Here is a 22965-nt window from a genome sequence, read left to right as displayed (position 1 = left end):
GTGTGCCCGGTGGGGTGGTCAGTGCGGCCATGCTGCCGCCAGTTCCGCCAGGTCGCCGATCTCGATGACCGTCACACCGGGCACCACCAACGGCCCGTCGTCGGCGGACGAGGAGCCGACCCACACGCAGACCACCTGGTCGAAGCGGCGGCGCACCGACGCGACCCCCGTCAGCGCCGTCCGCGCGCCAGTGACCAGGACCAGCGCCCCGCCCGAGCCCGCGCGGCGCACCACGTCCGCCGGCGCGTCCGCGTCGGTGGCGCGTTCGACCAGGGCCAGGCGGTCGAGCACCGTCTCGGCCTCCTCGGCGCCGCCCTTGGCGGACAGGAGCTCGCCGGCGCCGGTCAGCAGGCGTACGGGGAAGCGGCGGCGGGTCGCCGACCAGGCGACCGAGGCGGCCGCGTCCACCGCCAGCTCGAACTCGTCGTCACCCCCGTACGCCCCGGCGCGCGTGTCGAGGATCGTGGTCGTGTACGGCAGGCTGACGTCCTCCAACTCCTTGACCATGAGGGTCCCGGTGCGTGCCGTGGAGCGCCAGTGGATGTGCCGCAGGTCATCGCCGATCACGTAGTCGCGGACCCCGTTGAAGGTGATCGTGCCGCTCGGCGAACGGGAGGCGGAGCCGTCGAGGTGGCGCTGCCGGCCGGAGTTCAGCGGCTCCAGCGGCACCGTGCGCGGCCTGACCAGCAGCAGGTCGGCCTGGCCGTACGAGGTCGTGCGCCGGGCCAGGCCGAACGGGTCGGCCCGGTCGAGCCGCAGCGGGCCCACGGGCGTCTCGCCGCGTCTGCGGGTGGGCAGCCGGTACGACACGGTCCCGGTCGAGTTCCTGGCCAGCGGCGGTACGTCGACCACGATCGCGGTGTCCCGGCAGGTGTCGTGGGCCTCGAGGCCGTTGCGCCGCCAGCGGCCCCGGTTCGTGACGCGCAGCATGGCGATGGCGGCGTCGCCCCTGGCGACCTTGACGGGTGTGACCTCGCGGCGTACCTCCAGCCGTGGCCGGCGCAGCGTCCACAGCAGGCCGGCGCCGACGGCGGCGATCCCGCCGGCCGACAGCGCGCCCGCCTGCTGGTAGCCGAGCGGTGCCGCCACGGCGTCCAGCAGCACGGAGGCGGCCAGGGTGCCCCACCCCGCTCTGGTGATCATTCGCACTCCCAGAGGGGGGCGGCGGGGAATCCCCCCTTCGGGGTGTCCATCAGCACGTCGTTGAGCCAGCCGCTGCCTCGGCTGGACTCCACCTTGTTCCAGACGTCACTGCTCATCCCCGTGTCGGTGTCGGTGTAGCCCGCGCCCTTGGTCTGGCAGATCACGGTCATGGTGATGTACTCGCCCTTCGGGATCCGGCCGGACTCCGCCCCCGCGGAGGGTCCGGATCGGATCAGGGTGTCCCGGTTGTCGTTGTGCGCGTTGCGGAACTGCGCGGACGGCGGCTGCAGCCCGGCCTTCGCCTCGGCGCGATCCTGGCCCTCGCCGGCGTCGTTCTTGGCGCGCAGTGTCCAGGTGTAGTCCTGGCCGTTCTTCAGCCCGGTCACCTCGGCGCTGGTCCCGTCGAGTGTGCCGGGGTGCTGGCCGGGGCCTTCGAGTACGTAGCTGACGCCGCCCTCCTTGGCGTTGTCGGGGGCCGACCAGGTGAGGTCGGCGCCGTGGTTCTTGCCCTTGGCCTCGAAGCTCGCGGGTCTGCCGGGCGCGACGCAGGGGCGTACCGGGATGGTGGGTTCGGAGACGGACTCGCCGCCGTCGTACTGGGCCGCCACCCGGAAGGTGTACTCCTGGTCGCACCGGCCTCCCGTCACCCGGAACTGGAAGGGGCCGTCGGACCTGACCCGGTCCGGGGTCACGTTCGCGCCGGCCGGGGCGCCCTTGAGCGTGTAGCCCGTTGCCTTGCCCTGGCTCGACGGGGTGAAGACGATCTCCATCCAGCCGGGCCCCGAGTTCGCCGTGACCGTACCCGGCGGGCCGGGGGTCTGCGTGGGGGTCGGCGTGGGAGTCGGGGTTGGGGTTGGGGTGGGCGTGGCCGAAGGGGGCGGGCTGGGGGTCTCCGAGCGCTTCGTCGCGGTCGGCTTCGGCGTACGGGTGACCGTCACCGTGGGCCTCGACGTGGGCTGGTCGTTCTGCCGGGTCGGTACGGTCGTCGGCGGCACCACCGTGGGCGTGCCGGTGGGCACGGGCAGGGGAGTAGGGGTGTCCTTCTGGCCGAGTGCCTCGTCGTACTTGCCGACCCGGTGCGCCCTGCCGTCCTGCTCGATGACCAGCGCCGTCTCGCTGAACTGGTCGTTGACCCAGAGCAGCCCGTCCTTGACGAACACCTCCAGCGGCCCCGCCTTACCGGTGACCACCTTCTCGGGATCGAACCTCTTGGCCACCGTGTCGTACACGATGAGCCGCCCGGTGCTCTCGTCGGCGATGTAGACGCGGCGGCCGAGCGCCTGCGGCGGCCCGAGCTTGCCGCCCTTGACCGAGACGGTGCTGAGCGCGCCGCTCGCGGTGTCGACGAGCACCAGCGCGCCCTGCTTGGGCGCGAGCATCGGGACGATCGTGGCCTCGGCGACGGCGGGCATCAGCATGCCGCCGCGCCCGGCCTCGGTCACCGTGCTGGGCAGGCTCACCGTGAGCCGGGTGCCCGTCGAGCCGATGACCATCGCCGAGGCGGCGGCGGAGTTGGTGACCAGCGGTACCCCGTCGGCCATGGTCAGTGTGAGCGGGTCGCCGGGCTCGCCCACGGTCACGGCCTTGCCCTGCTGCGCGCCGTTGATCTGGGCGAGCGTGCCTTCTTCGGGAACGGGCACCCAGAGGGTTCCGTTCTTGTCGATGCCCGCCTGGCCGAGCGGGGCCTTGAGGGTGATCGCGGCGCCGATCGTGTCCACGGTCAGCGGGTTCACCTGCTGGACGGTGCCCGCCCGCGGGTCGATCGCGTACGCCTTGCCCGCGCCCATCACCAGCTGCATGCCCCCGGCGCCCAGGCTCTTGCTCTGCGCGACGTCGAGCTGGGTCGGGTCGATGCGGCTGACCTGGCCGGTCGACTCGTCGACGACGAGCACGCTGTTGCCGTCCTGGACCACCTTGAGCTTGTCGCCCTTCGCGGCGGCCAGGTCCACCCGGCCGTCCACCTGGCCGGACAGGCCGTTGGCGTGGACGACCTCACCGTTGAGCGCGCTCGCCAGCCACGCGCCGATGTCGGCGAGCTTGGGCCGGGCGCTGGACACCCCCGTACCCAGGAAGAATCCGATGCCCGCGAGCACGGCGACGAGCGCGAGCGCGACGAGGCCCGTCATTCGCCGTCGTGCTGCCTTTTGCCACCGAATGGCCACCAAATTCACATCCCGCGACATTCGTGCACATGCATACCAGCGCACACCCTAGAGCGGCCGGGTCCGCCGGGGGCATTCTTCAAACAACCTCGAAGTGTCGCTCAGGTCGTGCCCCGGCGCAGCTCGTCGATGGCCTGGAACTGCTCGTCCATCGACGACTCGAAGGACTCCAGGACCTGGCTGAACCGGTCGTCGAGCGCGTCCTGTGACGGCATCGCCTCGCCGAGCGTGCCGGCCATGATCTCTCTCACCCTCTGCTCGACCTCGTCCTGCGCCGCCTGAACGGCCCGCAGCAGCTCCTCGGCGAGCCGTCCGCTGTCCAGGCGCATCGCTCGGGGGGCTATGACCAGCTCGGTGAGCCGTCCGGTGCCGCCGGCCGCCACCTGGACCTGCCCGTCCGCGCCGGTGCCCCGGCCGACGACCGCGTCGATCTCCTTACGGCTCTCCTCGACGCGGAGCAGCATCTCCTCCGCCTGAGCGGTGATCCGTTCGAGGTCTTCGGGGCGGAATTCCGCAGCATCCATGCCAGGGATAATCGCCGACAGAACACCCAATACGACGATATTTCGGGAAAAGTCGAAGCGTAAATGGATTCGTTGATTCGGGTGGTTTCTTACGGCAAGGTGACCGGCAGGTTAAAAGAAGGGGCGGTTTCCGATGGGCGACGGGATCAGGATCGAGCCCGCCGTGCTGATCGCGGGCGGCAAGGCGTGCGACGAGGCCGTGGCCCTCCTGCGACCGGCCGTCGACACGTTCCGCACCTCGGCGGCGCCGACCTCTGACTGCTTCGGCCTGATCGAGCGGGGCTCGGACGAGCTGGCCGCGTCCTACCAGGCCTTCTGGAACGCCAGGATCGAGGGCAAGTCCTGGGGGCAGACGTTCGGCGACGTGGCGCTGTTCTCCGGCATCGCGGGCGGCTTCAACGGGGCCGTGGGGCGGGCGTTCAACCCGGCGGCGGGGCAGCGGGGCGTGCCGTCACCCCAGTGGTTCCGGAGCGTCTCTAATCAGCTAAGTGATCCTGTGCCAGACGTAGTGTCTGGCAAAGGGATTGCCCATCGTGGGCGGGTGGCGTGAGCGTGGAGATGGAAGCCCGCGCCCAATGCCGCCCCGCGTGGCCGGTGTCGGCTGAATGGGGGTCCCCCCGGACGGGGTCTGGGGGAGGGAGTGCTGATCGTTGTCACGCCCTGGTGCCGGTGGGCTGCGCGGGGCAGCACGTGCTGGTCCGTGTGAGCGTGTCCCTCCGGACGCTGGCCCGCCGGACCCGATGAGCCGGTGGGGGAGGGTGCCCTGCGTCGCCTGGGCGCGGGGCGTGTGGTTTGTCGCCGGGTGGGGCCGGTCTTAGACCGGTCTTTTCGGCCGACTTGGGGTGCGGTCGGGGTGATGGCCGCCTTGGATTCGAGCTTGTCTGCGACGCTGTGGATGACCATCTGCCCGCTGGCGCGATCGGTCATGGTTGTGGCCTGGTGCATCAAGCCGCGGGCGGCGATCCGCTGCCAGGCGCCCTGGTCGCGGTCGCCCTGCCAGCCGCAGCCGGGGTTGGGGCAGAGCGCCCACTTCCAGCCCGGAGCAGTGGGCCGGTCGGGTGCCTTGCGGTGCCGCAGCGGGGTCAGGCACTGCGGGCAGTGCCGGGAGGTGTTGCGGGCCGGAACGGTGACCACGGCAATGCCCGCTTCGGCGGCCAGATACCGCATACGGTCGGCGATCTGTCCGCGTACCTGCTGGGACAGGCGCGTGTTGATGCTGGCGCCCATCCCTTTGGCTTCCATGGAGCGCAGGTCTTCCAGATAGATGACTGTGGCACCGGCCGCGATGGCCTGGTCCACAGCCCAGCGGGCGGCGGACCAGGCCAGGGCCTGGTTGAGGTGCGACCTGCGCTCAGACACCGCCGTGATCTCGCCGGTCAGGACCGCGTGCCTGACGGCCAGACAGTGATCGGTGTCTTGGCTGATCAGCCGCTGGTAGTGGTCGGCCTTGGCGTGTAGGTGTTCAGACAGGCGGCGTAGCCGGTGCTGTTTGGCCGACACGCCGACGGCACGGAACTGGGCGCCCGCCCCGAGCGTGGTGATCCGGCCGTCGTTGTTCAGCCGGGCGGCGCCCGCGCTGAGGAGCGTGTTCAGGCCCCAGTCCACGCCGAGTGCGACCATGTGACCAGTACGCCGGGTCTTGGGGACTGCGTGGGTGAAGGCAAGATCGGCGTGGACTTCTCCCTGGCGGATGCGCAGGGTTGGCAGGTGCAGTACCGCCGAAGCGGGAACGGTCGCAGGCAGGGTAAGCGGGCAGGACACCCATGTCCAGTCCGTGTAGGTGCGCGGGTCGGGACGGGTGGGCAACTGCAGGCGCAGCAGCGCCCGTCGCGAGTCGGTGCCAGAGCGTTCGAGGATGGCCTGCTGCCGGTCGCACGCGGACAGCAGCAGCATCCGCGCTGTGCGCGGCGCTGCCTCTGCCTCGAACACGTCGGCAGGCAACCGCCCATGCGTGCGCTCGAAGGCGGCAATCTGCCGGGTACGGGACGTGATGACACTCGTCGGCAGATGCTGCCCGCCCGCTACCGCCTCACGGACAGCATCCCACTCCTGGGCAGTGCGCCTGACTGGATCGGCGGGCCACGTCGCGAGCACCCCGCAGGTGAGGTCGGCCCGCCACCTCGCGCAGCGCAGGATGCGCCCGGCCTGCTCCTGCACCATGCGCAGGATACGGTCGTTGACTTTGACGCCCTCGGGTGCGGCGGCGCTCCAGCCCAGGCGGCGCACCGCCATCCAGGCATGGGACGGCAGATTCCTGCCGCCCGAGTCCTGACCGCCGGCCAGCACCGTCACGTCGGTGGCGTTCCAGTGCGCGTCAACCAGCGAGGCGACCATGCCGGACACCAGATCGACAGCCCAGCCAACACGCTCCGTCAGCGCCGAAGAACTGAGTTCACCGCTCGTCTCATCCACTCCCGAACGCAAAACGCCACGAGCGCATGCGGTACGGCAGGTCTCACCCTCGGCGAGCGGCGGCTTCCGGCTCACCGACCCTCACCACCATTGGGGCACTGCCCGGACTCCGCCAGCAGCCGCCTGCGGGCATCCGCCGAACGCATCCCGTACAAGCGACCTGCAAAAGTGGTGACCAAGGAAATGAAGTCTTCGAGGAGTTCATCCCGCCCACCCAGCCTTTTCGGGTGCACGACCTCCAACCTCACGCCGTACACGGCGAACAACTGCTTGAGCCACCTGACACCGAAGCGAGCCAGCCGGTCTTCATGCGTGACGCGGACGACCGTAACGCTTCCGTCGGCGACCAGTTGCAGCAGCCGGTTGAGCCCCGGCCGATCCTCCCGCAGGCCAGATGACCGGTCCTTGAAAACACGAACGATCTGTCCTCCGGAGGTGGCCCGCAGCTCCTCTTCCTGCGCGATAAGAGAGGACTCCTGCCCAGAAGAACCGGAGACGCGTACGTACAAAGCCTCCAAGCGAACACCATCCGCACCACTCGTGACTTTCATCGCCTCGACATCAACCGAGGAGAAGCGGCGCTCACGACCGACCCAGGTCACCGGAATCTTCCCCGAGTCAGCCCAAAGACGAAGCGTCACGGGATGAACACCAAGACGCTTCGCAGCCCTTGAGAGCCGAAGAAGTTCCACGGCGATCACGATACTACGATCACTGAGGATCTTTAATTAAATTAGTGAGCCTGCCGCCGATGGCGCAGAGCTCGCTGCTGGGCTTCGCGCCCAGCGTGGGCCTCCGGCTCGCGGTCCCCTTCGCCTCCTCGGCCTCGCCCCTGCGCGTCCCCGACCCGCCGGACCTGCCCGGCGCGAAATAGTCACTGAAGATGTATGTCATCCCAAGGCATCCCCTCGAAGTAGCCGATCAGGCGGCCCGCCGCCGTCTCGTCCACCTTGAGCGTCATGTCGTCGACCCGTCCCACGGGCACGACGCCACGCGAGTTCGTCAGGAACACCACAGGGAAGTCCCGCAGGTCCGCCACCCGCAACACCCGGCTCTCGTACGGCACGCCCGCCCGCGTCAGCCCCGCCTCCATGAGCTGCATCGTGATGCCGTGCAGCATAGGCGCGTCCGGCCAGATCACCCGGTTGCCGTCGAAGCACCCCAGATTGGTGATCGAACCCTCGGAGATCACCCCGTCGTCCGTGGTGAGCAGGGCCTCGTCGAAGCCCTCGGCCTCCACCCGCCGCCCGAGGTAGCCCTGCGGGAAGCCGCCCGTGTGCTTGATGTGCGGCAGGAAGCGCTGGTAGCGGACCGATCTGAGGCTCTGCGGGGTGGTGGCGATCTCGACCGGAGCCGTGGCGGTCACCAGCACGTGCAACTGGGCCACCTCGCACACGTACACCCGCACGGACGCGTCCGGAACGGCCTCCGGCTCGCTGTCCAGGCCCAGGGCGGATCTGATGGAGTCGATGACGAGCCCGCGGTCGAGCGGGCGGCCGAACAGCTCCTCGGTGGCCCGGTCGAGCCGGTCGAGATGGAGGCCGAGGCCGCGTACCCGGCCCTGCCTGACCTGCATCGCGGTGAAGTGCCCGTATCGCGCCGAGACGGCCAGCGTCACCTCCGGCGCTTCGGCGACCTTGCCGTCGATCACGGTGCGTTCGATGTCGATCAACTCCCTGTTCCGGCTAGCGGTTGAGCGTCCTGGGGGTGAGGCGCCGGGCGAGCTCCTCGAGCATGGCGACGGTCTCGGCGATGTCCTGCCGGTCGTCGGTGTCGAGGGCCGCGGCCACGGCGTCGTCCACCGGCGCGGCACGTACCTCCGAGACCCGGTCGGAAACCTGCGGCGACTCCCTGATCAGGGAGCGCCGCCGGTCTCGGGGATCGGTCATGGTCTCCAGGGCGCCCACGGTCTTCAGCCGGGCGACGGCGCCGGAGACGGCGCTCTGCGGCAGGCCGGTGCGGGCCGCGACCTCGCCCACGGAGGTGTCGGGATGCTCCCGGATGTCGCTCACCACGATGAGGACCGTCCGGATGCTGGTGGAATGCTGGCCGATGCCCTCGGTGGGCATGGCCTCCTCGCCGATCTTCATCAGCGTCCGCCCGAGCAGGAACAACTCGATCCCGTTCACCTCAGGCACGATACCGCCGAACCGATCTAGGGCCAGAACGTGACCTCGGGGAAGTCCTTCGACGCCTTGTCCAGCAAGGGCTCCCGCTCCTGGCGCAGGTGCCGGTCGAGGAAGGCGCCGACGTACGCCCGGGTGATCGACACCGAGCGCTCGCCGTCGAGCGCCGGTGCGGGCAGGCCCACCTGCGGCCGGAGCACCGCGTAGTCGGTGAACGAGCCGTGATCCGTGTCCGCGACCGACAGCCAGCGCTTCCAGCCCCGCACCTTCGGCCACCAGCCGGTCCACGACTGGTCACCGGCCGGCATGTGGGTCTGTGCGGTGCCCATCATGAGGAGCGGCCCGTGTATCGCCGTCGTCGGCTGCTTCGGGTTGTAGCTCCCGTCGAGGTTCACCCCGGCCCGCACCCGCTTGTCGGCGGCCATGAGCTGTGGGGCCGCGTTGCCGCCGGCCGAGAAGCCGACCATGCCGATCCACGACCTGTCGACCAGCCGTCCCCAACCCGTCTTCGCGGTGAGCCGGTCGAGCACGAACGACAGGTCCTTCACCCGGCTCTTCGCGACCGCGATGCCCTTCTCCTCGTTGTTCTCTCCCACGCACGCCGCGCAGGTGGTGGTCCGCCCGTCGGGGAACGTGGTGGCCGCCGACTCGTAGGTGTGCTCGACGGCCGCGACCAGATATCCCTTGCTGGCCAGGTCCTCCGCCAGCGAGGTCATCGTCGCGCGGGGGAAGGAGAAACCGGGCGACACGAGCACGAGCGGCAGGCCCTGGCGGCGACTGAGCGGCTTCGCGTCCAGCGTGGCGTACGTCCGGGTCCTGGCCAGCGCGTCGGCGGGGACGTTCGGATAGGGCTTGAGGATCAGCGCCGACTCCTGCGGCGTCACGTAGGGGGCCGGCCGTGTGCCCGCCTTGGCGGCCGGATACCACAGGGAGACCATGAGCTGCCGCGGCCCGTCCTGCGGCACCCACGGATCGGGACGGTCGGCGTCGACCAGATGCAGGGAGGCCAGCCCGACCGGGTACTTCCCGGTGGGCGCGGGCAACGCGGTCCCGCCGGTCTCAGCCCGCGCCGGTACGGATGGCGTCACCAGCAGGGCCATGCCCAGGGCCACGAAGAGATGTCGTTTCATGCGGGCCAGCCTGGGCCCGTACCCACCGGCCCGGCTTGCCCTGTTGGTCGACCGGCACCCCCTCCTTTCGTAGCGGTCCGGATCGACGATCGGCTCGGGTGGCGGCCCGGCGCCGGGCCCTAGGCTGACGAACATGCAGGTGAGCAGACGGATCGAGGGCGGCTTGCCCGTGGTGCTCGGGGTGGGCGTGTTCGCGGCGTCCGCGGTGCCGGTCGACCAGGCGGGCGGGATGACGTCCCCGGTGTTCGTCGCGACGGCGGCCGCGGCGGGCGTGGCGGCGTGGTTCGCGCGGCGGTCGTGGTGGCCGCTCGCCCTGCTCGGTGCCGTCTGCTACGTGTGGCTGGTGATGTGGCCGCCGCTGATGGTCGCCTCCTATTACGCGGGTACGACGCTGCGCGGCGCCCGCGGCGTCACGATCTACCTGGGCGGGACCGCCGTGGCGTTCGGCGCGTCCGTCATCGTCGGCGACCTGATCGGCGGGCGGCGGGAGATGGTCACGGCGACCGGCGCCAACGTGGCGCTGATGGCCATGGCCCTGGTGGGGCTGCCGTTCATGTACGGGCTCTGGACCCGGGCGAAGCGCGACGTGCTGGCCGCCGCCAGAGAGCGCGCCGACCGGCTCGAACGCGAGCAGGTGATGCGGGCCGAGCAGGCCAGGGCCCAGGAGCGGGCGCGCATCGCCAGGGAGATGCACGACGTCGTCGCGCACCGGGTCTCGCTGATGGTGCTGCACGCCGGGGCGCTGGAGGTACGGGCCGCCGACGAGCCGACGGCCCGTACGGCGTCCATGATCGGCGGCATCGGCCGGGAGGCGCTGGCCAACCTGCGTGAGCTGCTCGGCGTCCTGCGCTCGAACCAGCAGCCCGCCGAGCTGAGCCCGCAGCCCACGCTGGCCGACCTCGACCGGCTGCTCGACCAGTCGCGCGCGCTGGGCATCTCGGTGCGCAGGCACGACCACGGCGAACCGCGCGCGCTGGGCTCGACGGTCGAACGGACCGCCTACCGCGTGGTGCAGGAGGCGCTCACCAACGTGCACAAGCACGCGCGCGACGCGCACACCGACGTCCACGTGCGCTTCCTGAACGGCACCCTCCAGGTCGAGGTGCTGAACCGGGGAAGCGCCAACGAAACGGAACACGCCCTGCCCGGAGCGGGCTGGGGGCTGGCGGGCCTGCGCGAGCGGGTCGAGCTCCTCGGCGGGTCGCTCCAGGCGGGCCCCCGGCAGGAGGGCGGCTACGGCGTCACGGCTGCCATCCCCGTACGGGCCACGGCATGATCCGGGTCCTGGTCGTGGACGACGAGGCCCTGGTCAGGTCCGGGCTGCGGATGATCCTGGAGACGGCCGACGACATCGTGGTGGTGGGCGAGGCCAGGGACGGCGAGGAGGCCGTCGGAGCGGCGGCCCGGCTGAGGCCGCACGTGGTGCTGATGGACGTGCGGATGCCCGGCACCGACGGCCTGACCGCCGCCGCCCGCGTGCTGGCCACCGCGGACCCGCCCAAGCTGGTCATGCTGACCACGTTCGACCTGGACGAGTACGTCCACGAGGCGTTGCGGCTCGGCGCGGTCGGCTTCCTGCTCAAGGACACCCCGCCCAGAGACCTGACCGCCGCCGTCCGTACGGTGGCCGCCGGCCAGGCCATGCTCTCCCCGTCGGTCACCAGGCGGCTGATCGACGCGTTCGTCGACAAGGCACCATCGCGCTCGGAGTCGGCCCGCAGGCGGCTCGCCTCGCTCACCGGCCGGGAGGAGGACGTGATCAGAGCCCTGGCCCGCGGCCTGTCGAACGCCGAGATCGGCCGCGACCTCCGCCTCTCGGAGGCGACGGTCAAGGCGCACGTCAGCCGGGTGCTGGCCAAGCTCGGCCTGACCAACCGCGTCCAGGCCGCCATCCTCGTCCACGACGCCGATCTCTGACCTGCCCCGACGAGCCCGCCCCGATAAGGTCGTCAGGCGTGACGAACGAGTTGGGACCACTTGCCGAACGGCTGCGGGAGTTCGCGCGAGCGCGCGACTGGGAGCAGTTCCACACGCCGAAGAACCTCGCCATGGCGCTGGCCGGGGAGGCGGGGGAGCTGCTGGCGGAGTTCCAGTGGCTCACCCCTGAAGAGTCCGCCGACCTCGACCCCGAGACGCTCGCCAGGGTGCGTTCTGAGCTCGCCGACGTGACGCAATATCTGGTCCGGCTCGCGGACGTGCTCGGCGTCGACCTGGTGGCGGCCGCCTACGCCAAGCTCGACGAGGGCGAGAAGCGCTACGACGCCGACCTCTATCGCGGCTCCGCCAGGAAGGCCCCGCCCCTCAACCCGTAACGCTCCCCGGCTCTTTACCGACTCCATACATACAGGTGCCTAAAGTACTAGAGCACTAGATAAATGGAGTAGCCGGTGATCGAGTTTCATCTGGACACGAAGTCAGGCGTCTCGCCGTACCTGCAGCTGGTCCAGCAGGTACGGCACGCGCTACGGCTCGGCCTGTTGCGCGAAGGCGACCAGCTGCCGACCGTCAAGGAGGCCGTGGCGCAACTGGCGATCAACCCCAACACCGTCCTGAAGGCCTACCGGGAGCTCGAACACGAGGGCCTGGCCGCCGCCCGGCCAGGGGTGGGGACGTTCGTGACGGCGACGCTCACCGACACCTCGCTGGCCGCGCACGGCCCGCTCCGGCTCGAACTGCGGCGCTGGCTGGCCAAGGCCCGCCGGGCCGGTCTCGACGACGAGAGCATCGAGGCCCTGTTCATGACCACCTTTCGGACCACCGCTCAGGAGGACATAGCGTGAAGACCGTCCTGGAAGCCCAGGGCCTGGGCAAGAGATACGGCCGGCGCTGGGCGCTGCGCGACTGCACCATCGACATCCCCGCCGGGCACGTCGTCGGGCTGGTGGGTCCCAACGGAGCCGGCAAGACCACGCTGCTGAAGCTGGCCAGCGGCCAGCTGGAGCCCACGACGGGCGGCATCAACGTGCTGGGCGGCCGTCCCGCCGGCGGCGGTCCCGCCCAGCTGGCCAAGGTCGGATTCGTCGCCCAGGACACCCCCGTCTACGCCGGGCTGAGCGTCGCCGACCACCTGCGCTTAGGGGCCCGGCTCAACCCCGGCTGGGACGCCGCGCTGGCCCGGGAACGGATCAGGCTGCTCGGTCTCGATCCCAACCAGCGGGCGGGAAAGCTGTCGGGCGGCCAGCGCGCCCAGCTCGCCCTCACCCTCGGCCTGGCCAAACGGCCCGAGCTGCTGATCCTGGACGAGCCCGTCGCCTCGCTCGACCCGCTGGCCCGCCGTGAGTTCCTGCAGAGCCTGATGGAGGCGGTCGTCGAGCACGAGTTCAGCGTGGTGCTCTCCTCCCACCTGGTCGCCGACCTGGAACGGGTCTGCGACTTCCTGATCGTGCTCGTCGACTCGCGCGTCGAGGTGACGGGAGAGGTGGAAAAGCTCCTGGCCAGCCATCATCGGCTCTCCGGCCCACGCCGCGACCCCGATCGGCTCCCCGCCGACCAGCACGTGGTCTCCGCGCGCCACACCGACCGGCAGAGCACGCTCGTGGTCCGTACCGATGCCCCGATTCACGACCCCGCCTGGACGGTCAGCCAGCTGAGCCTGGAAGACCTCGTTCTGGCCTACATGGAGAAGCACACCGCCGACGACCGGCGAATCGCCCTGGAGGTGCGGTGATGATCTGGCTGACCTGGCGCCAGTTCCGTGGCGCGGCCGTGATGATGGCCGGCCTGCTCGTTCTCCTCGCCGTCGTCCTGGCCCTGACCGGCCCGAAACTGGCCGCCGACTATGCCACCGGGATCGCCGGCTGTGTCCAGGACGACTCCTGCGGCCGCTTCTACGACCGCTTCCTCGGCGCGCACGACACGGCCTTCATGGCCCTGTCCCTGGTCGTGCTGCTGCTGCCCGCCCTCGCCGGGCTCTTCTGGGGAGCGCCGCTGATCACCCGTGAGCTGGAGGCGGGCACACACCTGCTGGTGTGGAACCAGAGCATCACCCGCGGCCGCTGGCTGGCGGTCAAGCTCGGGCTCACCGGCCTGGTCGCCGCGGCCGTCGCCGGACTGTGCGGCCTCATGGTGACCTGGTGGTCCGACCCTTTGGACAAGTCGGCCAATGAGGCCTTGGCCCTGATGGGTCCCCTGGTGTTCGGAGCGCGCGGCATCGCCCCGATGGGGTACGCGGCCTTCGCCTTCGTCCTGGGCGTGACCGTGGGCATGATGGTGCGCCGCACGCTGCCCGCCATGGCCATCACCCTGACGATCTTCGTCGCGCTCCAGCTCGCCATGCCGCTGCTCGTCCGTTCCCACCTGATGCCCCCGGTCACCGCGACCTTCGAGCTCAGCGAGGCGAACGTGGACGGCCTCGGCATCAACCGGGACCGAGGAGGATACGTTGAGGTTCGCCTGAGAAATGCTGTTCCCGACCACGCGGGCGCCTGGGTCCTGTCCAGCAATCTCCTCGATCCGTCCGGACGTCCGGTAGCCGGCCCCGAGCCCGGAGTCGGGCTCGTCCAGATCTCGACGACGTCGGGACCCTGCTCACCGGCGGGACAGCAGGGCATGGGCGCGTGCCCGGCGGAGATCAACCGGCTCGGCTACCGGCAGCAGGCGACCTACCAGCCCCTCGACCGCTTCTGGCCCTTCCAGTGGATCGAGACCGGGGTCTACGCCCTGCTCACCCTCGGCCTCACGTGGTTCTCCTTCTGGTGGATGCGGAGACGGCTGTCATGACCGTCATCAGGGCCGCGGCCGCCGGGCTCGCCCTCCTCCTGGCCGCGGCCTGCACAGCGCCGACGCCACCGCGCGGCGAGGCGAGCGCGGCGGCCAGTACGGTCTGCGCGCCGCCCCAGCGAGCCCCTGGAGCGGAGACGCCCACCACGATCGACGTCATCGAACAGGCGTACTTCTGCATCCTCGGCACCTACTACAGCGGCGCCACACTGGACGCCCGCTCACTGCTGACCGCCGGATTCGTCGCCCTGACCCAGGAGATCAACCGCAGCGGACGCGACGTGCCCGAGGCCGCCATGCCCGCGCTGACCGGCGACCGCAGAGCCGACTGGGCCGCCTTCGAGGCCGTCTATCGGAAGGTCACCGATCAGGTGCCGGACCTGCGTGACAAGCTGGCCGTCGTCACCCTTGAGGCGATGGTGGCCGGCCTCGGCGACAACCACGCCCGCTGGACACACGGCGGCCAACGGCCACCCGACTACTACGACGGTGACGGCTACGGTCTGGGTCTTGAGGCGAACGTCTACGGCCCGCAGGTGGACGGCAATCCCGGCGTCGCCCTCCCCCCGGTGTTCGTCACCACCGTGCAGGGTGGCGCGGCGCAGGCCGCCGGACTGCGCGCGGGCGACGTCATCGAATCGATCAACGGATCGGCGCCCTTCATCGACGGCAAGGCCACCCCCGCGCTCGCCGCCCTCTACCCGCGCTATCCGGAAGCGCGCCCGGTCCGGCTGCGGCTCCTGCGGCAGAGCACCGGCCGCCGCTGGAGCGTGACCCTCAAGCCCGGCCTGTTCCAGCGGGACCTGGCCGCCCTGCAAGTGGTGCGGTCGAAGCTGCTGGACGACAGCATCGCCTATGTACGGATGCGCGGATTCGCTCCCGACTCCGCGAACCGCGTGCTCAACGCGATCTCCAGGCTGCGCACCGGCCGGACCCTCACCGGCGTCGTGCTGGACCTGCGCGGAAACGGCGGCGGCAGCCCCTTGGAGGCGACCCGGCTGGTGAGCGCGTTCGTCCACGGCAAGGTCACCGCCTACCAGTGCACCGTGGACGGCAAGTGCGAGACCTCGCGGACCGACGACACCGTTGAGCTGCTCAACCTGCCGCTGACGGTGCTCACCGACCGCAGTTGCGCCTCGGCCTGCGAGCACTTCAGCTCCGCTATCAAGGACCTGCGGGCCGGCCTGCTGGTCGGCACCAGGACCGCCGGCGTCATCTCCGGCCCGGCGCAGGGGCATCTGCTGCGCAACAACACCCTGCTGGGCTTTCCCACCAGGCATCACCTGGGGCCCAACCACGAGGTGATCGACCGCATCGGCGTGCCGCCCGACCACTACGTACCCCTGACCCCGGAGGACGCGGCCGCCGGACGCGACCCCGCCCTGGCCAAGGCCCTGACCTTGTTGCGCAAGTGAATGGACCTCTCCATGAGACAGCTCCTGGCAGCCGCCGCGGGACTGGCCGTCCTCGCCGCGTCCGCCTGCTCCGCACCCACGCCGCCCCGGTCCGCCGCCAAGCCGTCGGTGACGTCGACCGGCCCCGCCACCCTGCCCGCCCCGACCGGCGCCCATCCGGTCGGCACCACCGCCCTGTATCTGAAGGACACCTCCCGCCCCGATCCCTGGAACCTCGACGTCAATGCCAGGGAGCTCAAGGTCACCCTCTGGTATCCGACCGAGCAACGGGACGGACAGCGGGCGCCGTACGTGACGCCGAAGGAATCAGCGCTCATCCTGAAAGGCTTGAGGACCGCCGCGGGCGTGCCGTCCGACACGCTGAGCAAGACGCGGACGAACGCCATCGAAGACGCCGAACCGGCGGGGCGGAAGCTTCCGCTGGTGGTGCTCTCTCCTGGCTTCACCAAGCCGATGAGCACACTCACGTCCCTGGCCGAGGACCTGGCCAGCCGAGGGTACGTCGTGGCCGGCATCGACCACACCTACGAGAGCTACGCCACGACCTTCCCCGACGGGCGGGTCGCGGAGTGCCTCGCCTGCGACAGCGACACGGACCCGGGTTTCGGCACGGGAGTGGCCCAGATCCGGGCGGCCGACGTCTCCTTCGTCCTCGACCAGCTGCCATCGAAGTGGGACGGTTCTGACCGGATCGACCGCTCCAGAATCGCGATGGTGGGTCAGTCGATCGGCGGGGCGAGCGCGATGGCGGCCATGGTGAAGGACTCTCGCGTGCGAGCCGGGATCGACATGGACGGCACCACCTACGCGCGGATCCCCAAGAGTGGGTTCACCCGGCCGTTCATGTTCCTGGGCTCGCCACCGCACGTCCCCGGAGGCGGCGACAATTCGTGGGCCCGCGACTGGAAACTGCTGACCGGGTGGAAACGCTGGCTCGTCCTGACAGGCGCGGAACACGCGTCCTTCACCGACGGCCCGCTGCTGTCGGGCGCCCTCGGCATCAAGCCCCTCCCCGACGCCCTGTCCGCCGCGCGCTCCGTCGAGCTCACCCGCACGTACGTGGCAGCCTTCCTCGACCAGCACCTGAAGGCGCAGCGGCAGCCCCTCCTGGACAAGCCGTCATCGCGCTACCCCGAGGTCAAGTTCTGCCCGGCGACCTGCGGTCAGTCGTGAGCCCCCGTCGCCAGCGCCGATACCTCCCGCGCGGGGCTGTCGTGCCGGCGGAGCACCGCGATGGTGACGGCGGCGAGGACGAGGAAGACGACCGCGCCGACCGCGGCGACCGTGTTCAGCCCGGTGGTGAAGGCGGCCCTGGCGATCTCCAGTACGCCGGGCAGGTCCTTGGCGACGGTCACCGCGGCGGTGATGCTCTCGCGGGCACCCTCCACCGGCAGCGTGTCCGGTAGTCGGCCGCGGTAGACGGCGGTCCCGAGGCTGCCCAGCACGGCCACCCCCACGGCCACCCCGAACTCGCCCGAGGTCTCGGAGAGGGCCGCCGCAGAACCGGCCTTCTCCACCGGGGTGGCGGCCATGATCACGCTGTTGCCGGCGCCCATCGGCAGCGCGATCCCGGCGGAGGCCAGGATCAGCCCGGCCACGACCAGCCAGGTTCCGCCGACGCTGGGCACCAGGGTGTGCAGGAACTGCCCCGCGGCGCTGACCACCAGCCCGGCCCCCATCACGTACGCCGTCCCGAACCGGTTGGCGACGGCCGGGGCGAGCGTCAGAGCGGCGATCATCGCGAGGTTCTGGGGCACCAGCCAGAGCCCGGCGGCCAGGGGCGACAGCCCGGCGACCGTCTGCAGGTACGTCGTGGACATCAGCGTGGTGCCCGACATCACCACCCCACCGAGCGACAGGATCGCGAGCGTGGCGGCGAACGCGCGGTTGCCGAACAGGCGCAGGTCGAGCAGCGGACTGACCAGGCGGCGCTGGCGGCGGACGAACACCACGCCCGCGGCCGCCCCGAACACGACGGCGGCGAGGGCGACCGGGTTGACACCGTTCCTGGCGATGTCCTTGAGCCCGTAGATGACCGGCAGGATGGCGGCCAGTGACAGCGCGACGCTGGACAGGTCGAGCCGCCCGGCGGACGGGTCGCGGAACTCCGGCAGCAGCGTCCGCCCGGTGGCCAGCACCAGCATCATGAACGGCACGCCGAGCAGGAACGCCGAGCCCCACCGGAAGTGCTCCAGCAGCAGGCCGCCCACCAGGGGGCCGACCGCCATGCCGACCATGAAGCAGCTGAACCAGATCCCGATCGCGGCGCCCATCTGCTTCGGGTCCCGGAACATGTTGCGCAGCAACGCCATCGACGACGGCATCAGCGTGGCCCCCGCGATCCCCAGCAGGGCACGGGTGGCGATGAGCATCTCGGCGCTGACCGAGAAGGCGGCCAGGACGGACGCGACGCCGAAGCAGGCGGCGCCGATCAGCAGGAGCCTGCGGCGGCCGATCCTGTCACCCAGCGTTCCCATGGTGACCAGGAATCCGGCCAGCATGAACGAGTAGATGTCCAGGATCCACAACTGCTGCGGCGCGGTCGCGCCCAGGTCGGCGCTCAGGTGCGGCAGCGCCAGGTACAGGACGCTCACGTCGAGCGAGAGAAGCAGCGCGACCGAGGCCAGGACGCCCAGCCCGATCCATTCCCGGCGGCTGGCGAGGGTGTTCATGGTGGTCCCCTTTCCGTTGCCTCCACCGTGCTGGAACGGCCTTCAGATCCACTTCTCGTGCGCTTAAGGTCTCATGCGGTGGCTGTTTGCCAGAGATCTGCCAGAAAGGAGCGCCACGATGCCGCTGTTGCTCGCGTCGGCAAGACCACCTCGGGAACAATGGAGGCTTCAGTGCGTTTCATGGTGCTCGGCCCGCTGGAAATCGTCGATCAGAAAGAGCCGATAAGAATAACCGCTCCCATGCAGCGATTAGTGCTCGCCGTCCTTCTGATCAATGCCGGTCGGCCGGTGAGCGTGACGCGAATGATGGAGGAGTTCTGGGGCGATCGGCCGCCGCCGAGCGCGCGCAAGACCGTCCACGGGTACGTCTGGCGCCTGCGTGGCCTGCTCGATCGCTCTCACCACCGGCACATCGAGACCGTGGACCACGGCTACCGCCTGCAGGCGGGTGATGTCGACCTCTGGCAGTTCGAAGAGCTGATCTGCGCGGGAAGGAAGGCCTCGGCCGCCGGTGACCTGCCGTTGGCGGGGCGGTTGCTGGGTGAGGCGCTGGCGCTGTGGCGCGGGCAGGCGTTGACGAACGTACCGGCGACACCGCAGATCGTCGTTTCGCGCACCAGGCTCGAGGAGTTGCGGCTCAGCGCGTTGGCGGCGCGGTTCGACATAGATTTGGAAATGGGCCGGCATCGGGCGATCACGCCAGAGCTCAGCGTCATCGTGAGCGAATATCCGTTCAATGAGGAATTCCACGCTCAGCTCATGCTCGCGCTTTATCGGAGCCATCGGCAGGCGGAGGCGCTCGAGGTGTTCTACAAACTGCGATCGTATTTGGTGGCGGAGCTCGGCGTGGAACCGAGTCCGTGGCTGCAGCGGCTCCTTCTTCGTATTCTCGACAACGACCGCGAACTGACCGAGGCGAAGCCCATGCGGCCGGAGGTGGCGCTGTGATGTGGGCTGTCTTGTTCGGCGTCGTGATCTCGGCCGGAGTCGCGATCGTCGTGGCACGGGCGGCGCTCGTGGTCGTCACCGTCCGCGGCGGCAGCATGGAGCCGACGCTGCGCGACGGGGACCGAGTGATCGTCGCCCGGTGGCGCCGTCGGCGGATCCAGCGGGACGCCGTCGTGGTGTGCCGGGCGCCCGACGGCTTGGTCCTCCCCGGTATGCCGCCCAGCACTGCCGCCGACCCCGCGCTTCTCGTCAAACGTGTCTCCGGCGTCGCCGGTGACCGCCAACCGGATGGGAGAATCGTGCCTGTCGGCCACATTTACCTGCTTGGTGATGCGGGTGCCGACCTGGACTCCAGGGAGTTCGGCCCCGTCCCGATCGTCTCGGTCGTCGGCTCGATGATCGGGAGGGCTCCCGGTCTCCCTTCCTCGTCCTGATAGCCCGCCGCCTGCATACGGAAGAGCTCGGCGTAGCGGCCGCCGGTGCGAAGCAGGTCAGCGTGCGAACCCGTCTGCGAGACCCTGCCGTCCTCCACCACGACAATGTGATCTGCCATGCGTACGGCGCTGAGCCGATGCGACACCAGCAAGCGGGTCACGCCGGCGCCGTGTTCGTGCACCACCTGATGGACCTGATGCTCGGCCTCGGGATCCAGCCCCGAGCTCGGCTCGTCGAGGATCAGAAGGTCGCGGTCGCTCCTGAGCAGCATCCGGGCCAGCGCCATCCGCTGCCACTGGCCGCCGGACAGTTGAACTCCCGGGCTGTCGTCCTCCTCACCCATGCTGAAGTGCAGGAGGCTGAGCATGGTGTCGTATCCGCGAGGGAGCCGCTCGACGGCGCCGTCGACTCCTGCCAGCCGGGCCGCGTCCCTGATCCGTGCCAGATCGAAGCGCGTCTCCAGATCGCCTACGCCGATGTTCTCCAGCGCGCTCAGGTCGTATGTCATGTAGTCCTGGAACACCATGCCGATCCGCCGGCGCAGCGACGCCGGGTCGAGCCGGCTCACCTCGACGCCGTCCCACAGGATGCGGCCCTTCGTCGGCTGGTACAGCCCGGCCAGGAGCTTGACGATGGTGCTCTTCCCCGCCCCGTTCACGCCGACGAGAGCCACCGACTGGTGCAGGGGGATGCGGAAGCTCACGCCGTTGAGCACCCAGGGCAGATCGTCGCCGTAGCGGAACCACACGTCGTCGAAGACGATCTCCTTTCGGAGCTCGGGTGCGGCGACCTCACCAGCGGTCGGCCGGTGGTCGTCCGTGGCCATGATGTCGAGGTAATGGCCGATGGACAGCAGGGCCTCCGACCCGACGGACAACTGGCGTACCACTGCCGTGGCGGCGCTGGCCGTTACCGGCAGGGCGGTGAGGATGATCGCGATGTCGCCCGGCGTTCCGCGTGCGGCGGACACATCCGCGACGACGATCCAGACCGCGAGCGCCATGGCTGCCACCGTCGCGGCGTCCAGAATCACCTGTACACGCAGGATCCGCAGGTCGAGCTTGCGCTGGGAAACGTGGACGGCCGCGAGCTCGGCCCGCATGCGCTCCTGGAAGAACCCGCCCAGCCCGAACACGCGCAACTCCTTGGCCGCCCGCGGCTCGTACTGCAAGCGGCTGTAGAAGTATTGGCGCCGCTGCACCGGGCTCAGAGCCGCCAGCAGACCGACGCGGTCCTTCGCCAGCCGCCGCTCGGCCGCCAGCCGCGGAATCGCGGCCGCGGCCAGGAGCAGCGCCGCGGTCTTGCTGACCGCCAGCAGGACGCCTACGAACCCGATCAGCTGGATCGTGCCCTGCAGCAGAGAGCGGGCCGAGCAGACCAACTGGTGCGGAGCGCCCTGACCGGCGCGCAGCGCCAGCTGAATCCGGTCATGGAAATGGGGCCGCTCGAACAGTTCCAGCCCGTGCAGGCTGTTGAGCTTGCCGAACAGCCGGTCCTGCACGATCATCTCAAGCCGTCGCGCGTGCTGGTCCTCGAGGTAGCTGACGGCGGCGTTGCCGACATAGCTCACCAGCAACGCGCCACCCAGTCCCACGGCGAGGAGGATCAGGGTGGTCGGAGGGCCCGTGACACCGGAGCTCAGTTGGTCGATCAGCAGCTTGCCGGCGAGCGCGGACCCCACCGGGCTCGCACCGAGCGCGAGTGTCGCGCCGAGCACCACGATCGTCGTCACTGGGGCGGCCCGCCAGGCGAGGCCCGCCGCGGTGGCGAACCGCCTGGGGACTCCCTCGTCGATCATGAACGGAGCTCTGCGGTTCTCCGCAGTTCCACGGTCGGCAGCGCGTCCGCGGCCCCGGGCGTGGCCATGACCGTCCCGTCCGGTCCGACGAGGAAGAAGCTCGGGTACCGCTTGACGCCGAACGCCGTCTGCATCGACCCGCCGAGCGGTTCCTCGACCACGGTGCCGGGACCTTCCACGGCAGCGATGAGCTGGTCGGCCTCCTCGCGCTCGCCCCGTACGTTCACCACGACGATCATCGACTGCGCGCCGCCCGCCACCGCGTCGTCGGCCTTGGAGCGGATCGTCGGCAGTTGCTCCTCGCAGCTGTGGCAACCGGTGGCCACGAAGGACACGACGGTGACCGAGTCGTGCAGATCGGCGGCGGAGACGGCGGAACCCTCCGTCGCGACGGCGTGAAAGTCCGCCACGGCGTCGCCGACGCCGAGGCCGCCCTCCAACGGGTTCTCCAACGCGGCGAATCGCGTGGTGTGGTCGCGGAGCCGACGGACGACGCCGAAGGTCAGGAACAGATTGGCCAGCAGAATCACGGCCAGAACGGCCTCAGGAAGGGTCACGAGAACCCCTTTCTCATCAGGTCCGGGTCGGATCGGAGAACAGTGCGTGTACGTCGTCGGAGAATGCGGCCAGACACACTCCGAGCGCGGCCGCGATCAGCGTCACCACGACCCCTCCGGGCTGGAGCGCGGTCGCGGGCGCGTACGCCAGGGCCGCCGCGCCCGCGGCCGCGACCGCCCCCAGCGCGACGTTACGCACGACGTGCACCGGTCCCAGCGGGGTCCGCGACGGTCCGAAACAAGGGCACGGGATCCGTCGGCGCTGACGTACGCTCATCGCCACGAAAGCGGCGAAGCCCCACATGAGGACGGTGGCTGCGGCAAGTCCGGCCGGTGCCGTACCCGGTGCGATCACGAGGGCCGCCACACCCAGTTCGGCGGCGATGAGGAGCCGGACCAGCCGGCGGCCGACCGGTTGCCGTGCGACCTTCAGCAGCTCGCTGATGGCGGACTCGACGTCCGTCGGCCCGCGCAGCTTCGATACCACGGCCAGCACCAGGACGCCGGCGATCAAGCAGCGGGACAGCAGTGCGAGATAGTGCATGATCCCTCCTGATCCGCGGGACGCTGACGTGACCGGGCCGACGGACGAGCATCGCGCCGCCGGCCCGGTCCGTCGGGAAGTGAGCGGATCAGCAGTAGTCGTAGATCTCTACTTGGCAGGTGCAGTGAAGGCTGCTGTTCATGCAGCAGCTGTACAGGTGGATGCGCGAGGCGGTGGTACCACAGCAGAAGTAGTTGCACCGGTTCGCGACCGACGGGCAGTTGACACAGGCTGCCGCGTTGGCGGTCGCCTTCGGCAGCAGGGCGTTCACCGTGGTGTCGGCGAGTCGTCCGGCGAACCGCTGGAGTGTTTGGACCATGGTTTCTCCCGAGACAGAGAGCGATCTTCTCCCTGCCCGACTCTGGCACTGCCGGGTGTGC

At 70.1% G+C, this 22965-nt stretch carries 25 protein-coding genes; 12 read left to right on the top strand and 13 right to left on the bottom strand.

The window, feature by feature from the left end; genetic code table 11:
* Window positions 1–18 precede the first annotated feature (18 nt).
* The 3 genes from KME78_RS02365 to KME78_RS02355 form a co-directional block, all read right to left on the bottom strand.
* Entirely contained in the window at window positions 19–1143 is a 1125-nt protein-coding gene (locus tag KME78_RS02365; protein WP_219527021.1) for a DUF58 domain-containing protein, read from the bottom strand.
* A complete protein-coding gene (locus KME78_RS65880) occupies window positions 1140–3269 on the bottom strand; it encodes an NHL repeat-containing protein (protein WP_219527020.1) in 2130 nt (709 codons plus the stop codon). Before KME78_RS65880 ends, KME78_RS02365 begins: the two co-directional genes overlap by 4 nt.
* Before the next feature lie 137 nt (window positions 3270–3406).
* On the bottom strand, window positions 3407–3829 hold the full coding sequence (locus KME78_RS02355) for a YbaB/EbfC family nucleoid-associated protein (RefSeq protein ID WP_219527019.1): 423 nt from the start codon (window positions 3827–3829) through the stop codon (window positions 3407–3409).
* A gap of 133 nt (window positions 3830–3962) precedes the next feature.
* On the opposite strand from KME78_RS02355, the gene KME78_RS02350 reads away from it, so the two are divergent.
* Complete coding sequence (locus KME78_RS02350) at window positions 3963–4379, top strand: hypothetical protein (protein ID WP_219527018.1); 417 nt, start codon at window positions 3963–3965, stop codon at window positions 4377–4379.
* Here KME78_RS02350 and KME78_RS02345 read toward each other — a convergent pair.
* Entirely contained in the window at window positions 4310–6241 is a 1932-nt protein-coding gene (locus KME78_RS02345; RefSeq protein ID WP_308126777.1) for a zinc ribbon domain-containing protein, read from the bottom strand. The genes KME78_RS02350 and KME78_RS02345 overlap by 70 nt on opposite strands.
* A gap of 71 nt (window positions 6242–6312) precedes the next feature.
* Window positions 6313–6942: an IS607 family transposase gene (locus KME78_RS02340; protein WP_219527016.1), complete on the bottom strand. Its 630-nt coding sequence runs from the start codon at window positions 6940–6942 to the stop codon at window positions 6313–6315.
* Between the two features lie 35 nt (window positions 6943–6977).
* Between KME78_RS02340 and KME78_RS02335 the strand changes: the two genes are divergently transcribed.
* Complete coding sequence (locus tag KME78_RS02335) at window positions 6978–7115, top strand: hypothetical protein (protein ID WP_219527015.1); 138 nt, start codon at window positions 6978–6980, stop codon at window positions 7113–7115.
* Here the strand turns inward: KME78_RS02335 and KME78_RS02330 are convergent, their stop codons facing one another.
* From KME78_RS02330 to KME78_RS02320, 3 genes are read right to left on the bottom strand one after another with little or no spacing between them, the layout of a single operon-like run.
* Window positions 7116–7913, bottom strand: coding sequence for an aminotransferase class IV (locus tag KME78_RS02330; RefSeq protein WP_219527014.1), 798 nt, complete (start codon window positions 7911–7913; stop codon window positions 7116–7118). It abuts the gene before it with no gap.
* Between the two features lie 13 nt (window positions 7914–7926).
* On the bottom strand, window positions 7927–8370 hold the full coding sequence (locus tag KME78_RS02325; protein ID WP_308126776.1) for a MarR family transcriptional regulator: 444 nt from the start codon (window positions 8368–8370) through the stop codon (window positions 7927–7929).
* A gap of 26 nt (window positions 8371–8396) precedes the next feature.
* Window positions 8397–9497, bottom strand: coding sequence for an alpha/beta hydrolase family protein (locus KME78_RS02320; RefSeq protein WP_219527013.1), 1101 nt, complete (start codon window positions 9495–9497; stop codon window positions 8397–8399).
* Between the two features lie 133 nt (window positions 9498–9630).
* Here KME78_RS02320 and KME78_RS02315 point away from each other — a divergent pair, with 133 nt between their 5' ends.
* The 8 genes from KME78_RS02315 to KME78_RS02280 all read left to right on the top strand — a co-directional run bounded on the left by KME78_RS02315 (window position 9631) and on the right by KME78_RS02280 (window position 16804).
* Window positions 9631–10773: a sensor histidine kinase gene (locus KME78_RS02315; RefSeq protein WP_219527012.1), complete on the top strand. Its 1143-nt coding sequence runs from the start codon at window positions 9631–9633 to the stop codon at window positions 10771–10773.
* Window positions 10770–11414 carry a response regulator gene (locus KME78_RS02310; protein WP_219527011.1) on the top strand — a complete coding sequence of 215 codons (645 nt, stop codon included), beginning with the start codon at window positions 10770–10772 and terminating at the stop codon, window positions 11412–11414. Before KME78_RS02315 ends, KME78_RS02310 begins: the two co-directional genes overlap by 4 nt.
* 38 nt (window positions 11415–11452) lie before the next feature.
* Window positions 11453–11809, top strand: a complete 357-nt coding sequence (locus tag KME78_RS02305) for a nucleotide pyrophosphohydrolase (protein ID WP_219527010.1) — start codon at window positions 11453–11455, stop codon at window positions 11807–11809.
* A gap of 75 nt (window positions 11810–11884) precedes the next feature.
* A complete protein-coding gene (locus tag KME78_RS02300; protein ID WP_219527009.1) occupies window positions 11885–12277 on the top strand; it encodes a GntR family transcriptional regulator in 393 nt (130 codons plus the stop codon).
* Entirely contained in the window at window positions 12274–13164 is an 891-nt protein-coding gene (locus KME78_RS02295; protein ID WP_219527008.1) for an ABC transporter ATP-binding protein, read from the top strand. Before KME78_RS02300 ends, KME78_RS02295 begins: the two co-directional genes overlap by 4 nt.
* Entirely contained in the window at window positions 13164–14216 is a 1053-nt protein-coding gene (locus tag KME78_RS02290; protein WP_219527007.1) for an ABC-2 membrane transporter-related protein, read from the top strand. Before KME78_RS02295 ends, KME78_RS02290 begins: the two co-directional genes overlap by 1 nt.
* Window positions 14213–15631 (top strand): S41 family peptidase, encoded by a 1419-nt coding sequence (locus KME78_RS02285; protein ID WP_219527006.1) that lies wholly within the window; start codon window positions 14213–14215, stop codon window positions 15629–15631. The genes KME78_RS02290 and KME78_RS02285 overlap by 4 nt, the downstream gene beginning before the upstream one ends.
* Before the next feature lie 12 nt (window positions 15632–15643).
* Complete coding sequence (locus KME78_RS02280) at window positions 15644–16804, top strand: alpha/beta hydrolase family protein (RefSeq protein WP_219527005.1); 1161 nt, start codon at window positions 15644–15646, stop codon at window positions 16802–16804.
* Here the strand turns inward: KME78_RS02280 and KME78_RS02275 are convergent.
* Window positions 16795–18303 carry an MFS transporter gene (locus KME78_RS02275; RefSeq protein ID WP_219527004.1) on the bottom strand — a complete coding sequence of 503 codons (1509 nt, stop codon included), beginning with the start codon at window positions 18301–18303 and terminating at the stop codon, window positions 16795–16797. The genes KME78_RS02280 and KME78_RS02275 overlap by 10 nt on opposite strands.
* Window positions 18304–18483: 180 nt before the next feature.
* Here KME78_RS02275 and KME78_RS02270 point away from each other — a divergent pair, with 180 nt between their 5' ends.
* Both KME78_RS02270 and KME78_RS02265 read left to right on the top strand, forming a co-directional pair.
* A complete protein-coding gene (locus KME78_RS02270; RefSeq protein ID WP_246650343.1) occupies window positions 18484–19251 on the top strand; it encodes an AfsR/SARP family transcriptional regulator in 768 nt (255 codons plus the stop codon).
* Window positions 19251–19685, top strand: a complete 435-nt coding sequence (locus KME78_RS02265) for a S26 family signal peptidase (RefSeq protein ID WP_219527002.1) — start codon at window positions 19251–19253, stop codon at window positions 19683–19685. Before KME78_RS02270 ends, KME78_RS02265 begins: the two co-directional genes overlap by 1 nt.
* Here the strand turns inward: KME78_RS02265 and KME78_RS02260 are convergent.
* The 4 genes from KME78_RS02260 to KME78_RS02245 form a co-directional block, all read right to left on the bottom strand.
* On the bottom strand, window positions 19568–21484 hold the full coding sequence (locus tag KME78_RS02260; protein ID WP_219527001.1) for an ABC transporter ATP-binding protein: 1917 nt from the start codon (window positions 21482–21484) through the stop codon (window positions 19568–19570). The genes KME78_RS02265 and KME78_RS02260 overlap by 118 nt on opposite strands.
* Window positions 21481–22041 (bottom strand): TlpA family protein disulfide reductase, encoded by a 561-nt coding sequence (locus KME78_RS02255; RefSeq protein ID WP_219527000.1) that lies wholly within the window; start codon window positions 22039–22041, stop codon window positions 21481–21483. Before KME78_RS02255 ends, KME78_RS02260 begins: the two co-directional genes overlap by 4 nt.
* Window positions 22042–22057: 16 nt before the next feature.
* Entirely contained in the window at window positions 22058–22585 is a 528-nt protein-coding gene (locus KME78_RS02250; protein WP_219526999.1) for a MauE/DoxX family redox-associated membrane protein, read from the bottom strand.
* Between the two features lie 88 nt (window positions 22586–22673).
* Window positions 22674–22904: a hypothetical protein gene (locus KME78_RS02245; protein ID WP_219526998.1), complete on the bottom strand. Its 231-nt coding sequence runs from the start codon at window positions 22902–22904 to the stop codon at window positions 22674–22676.
* Window positions 22905–22965: the final 61 nt, after the last annotated feature.

The sequence above is a fragment of the Nonomuraea guangzhouensis genome, assembly GCF_019396345.1.
GTDB lineage: Bacteria > Actinomycetota > Actinomycetes > Streptosporangiales > Streptosporangiaceae > Nonomuraea > Nonomuraea guangzhouensis.
Note: the sequence above shows the minus strand (reverse complement) of the source record. Positions and strands in the feature narration are given on the sequence as shown.

Coding starts and splice junctions, on each gene's coding strand:
- KME78_RS02280 (WP_219527005.1), top strand. CDS start 15,644: ATGAGACAGCTCCTGGCAGCCGCCGCGGGACTGGCCGTCCTCGCCGCG.
- KME78_RS02310 (WP_219527011.1), top strand. CDS start 10,770: ATGATCCGGGTCCTGGTCGTGGACGACGAGGCCCTGGTCAGGTCCGGG.
- KME78_RS65880 (WP_219527020.1), bottom strand. CDS start 3,269: ATGACGGGCCTCGTCGCGCTCGCGCTCGTCGCCGTGCTCGCGGGCATC.
- KME78_RS02285 (WP_219527006.1), top strand. CDS start 14,213: ATGACCGTCATCAGGGCCGCGGCCGCCGGGCTCGCCCTCCTCCTGGCC.
- KME78_RS02245 (WP_219526998.1), bottom strand. CDS start 22,904: ATGGTCCAAACACTCCAGCGGTTCGCCGGACGACTCGCCGACACCACG.
- KME78_RS02315 (WP_219527012.1), top strand. CDS start 9,631: ATGCAGGTGAGCAGACGGATCGAGGGCGGCTTGCCCGTGGTGCTCGGG.
- KME78_RS02260 (WP_219527001.1), bottom strand. CDS start 21,484: ATGATCGACGAGGGAGTCCCCAGGCGGTTCGCCACCGCGGCGGGCCTC.
- KME78_RS02270 (WP_246650343.1), top strand. CDS start 18,484: ATGGTGCTCGGCCCGCTGGAAATCGTCGATCAGAAAGAGCCGATAAGA.
- KME78_RS02250 (WP_219526999.1), bottom strand. CDS start 22,585: ATGCACTATCTCGCACTGCTGTCCCGCTGCTTGATCGCCGGCGTCCTG.
- KME78_RS02290 (WP_219527007.1), top strand. CDS start 13,164: ATGATCTGGCTGACCTGGCGCCAGTTCCGTGGCGCGGCCGTGATGATG.
- KME78_RS02320 (WP_219527013.1), bottom strand. CDS start 9,497: ATGAAACGACATCTCTTCGTGGCCCTGGGCATGGCCCTGCTGGTGACG.
- KME78_RS02275 (WP_219527004.1), bottom strand. CDS start 18,303: ATGAACACCCTCGCCAGCCGCCGGGAATGGATCGGGCTGGGCGTCCTG.
- KME78_RS02365 (WP_219527021.1), bottom strand. CDS start 1,143: ATGATCACCAGAGCGGGGTGGGGCACCCTGGCCGCCTCCGTGCTGCTG.
- KME78_RS02265 (WP_219527002.1), top strand. CDS start 19,251: ATGTGGGCTGTCTTGTTCGGCGTCGTGATCTCGGCCGGAGTCGCGATC.
- KME78_RS02355 (WP_219527019.1), bottom strand. CDS start 3,829: ATGGATGCTGCGGAATTCCGCCCCGAAGACCTCGAACGGATCACCGCT.
- KME78_RS02350 (WP_219527018.1), top strand. CDS start 3,963: ATGGGCGACGGGATCAGGATCGAGCCCGCCGTGCTGATCGCGGGCGGC.